The 2,260-nt window shown below is 59.4% G+C and carries 3 protein-coding genes; all 3 read right to left on the bottom strand.

Annotated elements, in window-relative coordinates; genetic code table 11:
* A partial coding sequence (tnpC, locus tag INT33_RS20860; RefSeq protein WP_193092927.1) for an IS66 family transposase occupies window positions 1-1,439 on the bottom strand: 1,439 nt, incomplete at its 3' end.
* A gap of 28 nt (window positions 1,440-1,467) precedes the next feature.
* On the bottom strand, window positions 1,468-1,812 hold the full coding sequence (gene tnpB / locus INT33_RS20855) for an IS66 family insertion sequence element accessory protein TnpB (RefSeq protein WP_004578760.1): 345 nt from the start codon (window positions 1,810-1,812) through the stop codon (window positions 1,468-1,470).
* Complete coding sequence (gene tnpA / locus INT33_RS20850; RefSeq protein ID WP_004578761.1) at window positions 1,809-2,099, bottom strand: IS66 family insertion sequence element accessory protein TnpA; 291 nt, start codon at window positions 2,097-2,099, stop codon at window positions 1,809-1,811. The genes tnpB and tnpA overlap by 4 nt, the downstream gene beginning before the upstream one ends.
* Window positions 2,100-2,260: the final 161 nt, after the last annotated feature.

The following is a 2,260-nucleotide window of genomic DNA, read 5'->3' as shown; positions in this document are numbered from 1 at the left end:
TGCAGCTTGCAGGTGCTGATCAGGCTCTGGATGACGCCCAGGTGTTCCGCGCCCAGTTCGGTCCAGCAGAACATCCAGTTTTTCTTGCCCATTGGAATGGGGCGTAGTGCCCGTTCCAGGTGGTTGGTGTCTGGCTGCACATCCGGGTCTTCCAGGAACACGGTCAGGCTCGCTTCACGGCTGAGCACGTAGTTCAGGGCTTTGGTCAGCGAATCGCTGGGCACGAGGCCGCCTTGCGCCAACTGATCCCGGCACCACTGGAAGAAGTCGCTGACCACCGGTTTCGAGTGATCCAACCGGTACTGGCGTTTCTTCTCGCCAGTCAGCCCCTGGGTTTTGATGGCCTCTTCATTCCGGTACACCGTGGCGATCTGTTGCAGCGCGTCGGTGACTATCTCCGGATGATCCTTCTGCGCCTCGATAAAGTAACGGCGACTGTGCACCCAGCATTGGGCATGGGTGACGTTTTCCTGGGCGGCGGCATAACGGGCATAGGCCGCGTAGCCGTCACTGATCAGGGTGCCGCTGAACGATTCGCTGAGTACTTCTTCGATATGGGCACGCCCACGGCTGTTAGAGTAAGTGAACACCACCTCGTCGGCATCGCCATACAGCGGCCAGAACCAGCCGGATTTCATCTTGCCCTTTTGGGGGCCGGCCCGGCCCTGATGACCGGCCTTGATGGGCGTTTCGTCCATGGCCAGTACCCGACTGCGCAGTACGTTGTCGGTCTGGGCATCCACAATGGGGCGCAGCAGGTTGATGGCACGCTTGACCAGATTGGTCAGAGTGCTGCGACTGACGGTGATACCGGCCTGTTGGATACGCTGGTGCTGGCGATACAGCGGCAGATGGAACTGGAATTTGTCCACCAGCAACCCGGCCAGCAGGCTGACATCGGCCAGGCTGTTGTCCAGCACGTTGAACGGAGCCGGTGTCGTGATGAGCTTCTCGGTGCCCTTGCGCCGGAACACCGGGCGTTCGCACTTAAGCACCACATAGCTGGAGGCCCGCTGGGCCAGCCGGTAGGTGGTCTTGCTGCCGATCACTTCGTACTGGTCAGCCTCCGGCCCGGTCAGTTCCGGTGGCAGGTGTTCAATGACCTCCACCGGCACATCGGCGGTGAAGCGCAGGCCGGTGTCGTTCAGGCAGTCGTCGTCCCGCTGCTTCTTACCGGTACCACGCTGATAGGCTTTAACCGTGCGCTTTTTCTCTTCCGGTGGGTTCTCCGGAACCGGTGCATCGCCTTCCTGGAACAGGCTGTTCTGGCCCGGCAGGTCAAATGCCTGCTTCTCGGATTTGGGGCCGAACAGCTGCTTCTTGAACCAGTCCAGCTGGCGCTGCAGGGTCTGGACCTGCTCACGCAGCAGTGCATTCTCCTCGGCCAGAGCCGAGGAGGACGATGCATTGGGAGAAGGAGCAGAAGCCGTTGAATTCATGACCGATATTATACCGGAACCCGGCCTTCTATACCCCTCGAAAACGCTTGAACTGGCGGTATTTCTGCACCTCAATGCCATCGATCAGCAGTTGCAGATCCGTCAGCGTCAGGGCTCGCTGACCGGAGGCAGATAAAGGCACCCGGAACTGTCCCTGCTCCAGGCGTTTGGCCCACAGGCAGTAACCAGTGGTCGTAAAATACAGCATCTTCATCTGAGTTTTACGGCGATTGACGAAGACGAAATACTGGCCGCTGAGCGGGTCGTGCTTCAACTGATTCCGGACCAGGGCGCTCAGGCCCCGGAACGATTTGCGCATATCGGTGGGCTCAGTGCACAGCCAGATCCGGGCCTGACTATCGAGCCCGATCATCCGTTCTGGCTCAGCCGCAGTTCCACGCCGTTGCCCAGGCTGAGCACAATGTTCCAGCCGGGGCCGGAGGATGGAGAGTTGCCCATCAACGACGAGAGATCCAGAAAATCGGCTTCACCGGGACCTGACGACTCATCAGTCGACGGGTCGGACAGGCGCTTGCGCCAGTTACAGAAGCTGGCGTAACCGATCTTCTCCTGTTTACAAAACTGCGGTGCTGACAAGCCGCTGGCGCGCTGCTGATCAACCAGGGTCTGCCACTGTTCTGGAGTACGGTGCTTTCTCATGGGGGTAACCTCGTATCGGAAAATGTGAGGTTACTGTAGAGCGAATCTCAGCGGGGTGGCAGAACGTCGCGGAATGAACGCTTACAAGCTGCACGATATTACCCCGTACACGTATCTGGTGGACGTGCTGCAACGTATCAGCCAGCACCCGGCCCGTGAAG

Origin of the sequence: Halomonas colorata (assembly GCF_014897985.1) — a bacterium.
Taxonomy (GTDB): Bacteria; Pseudomonadota; Gammaproteobacteria; order Pseudomonadales; family Halomonadaceae; genus Vreelandella; species Vreelandella colorata.
The sequence above is the reverse complement of the archived record's forward strand: the minus strand, read 5'-3'. Positions and strand labels throughout refer to the sequence as shown.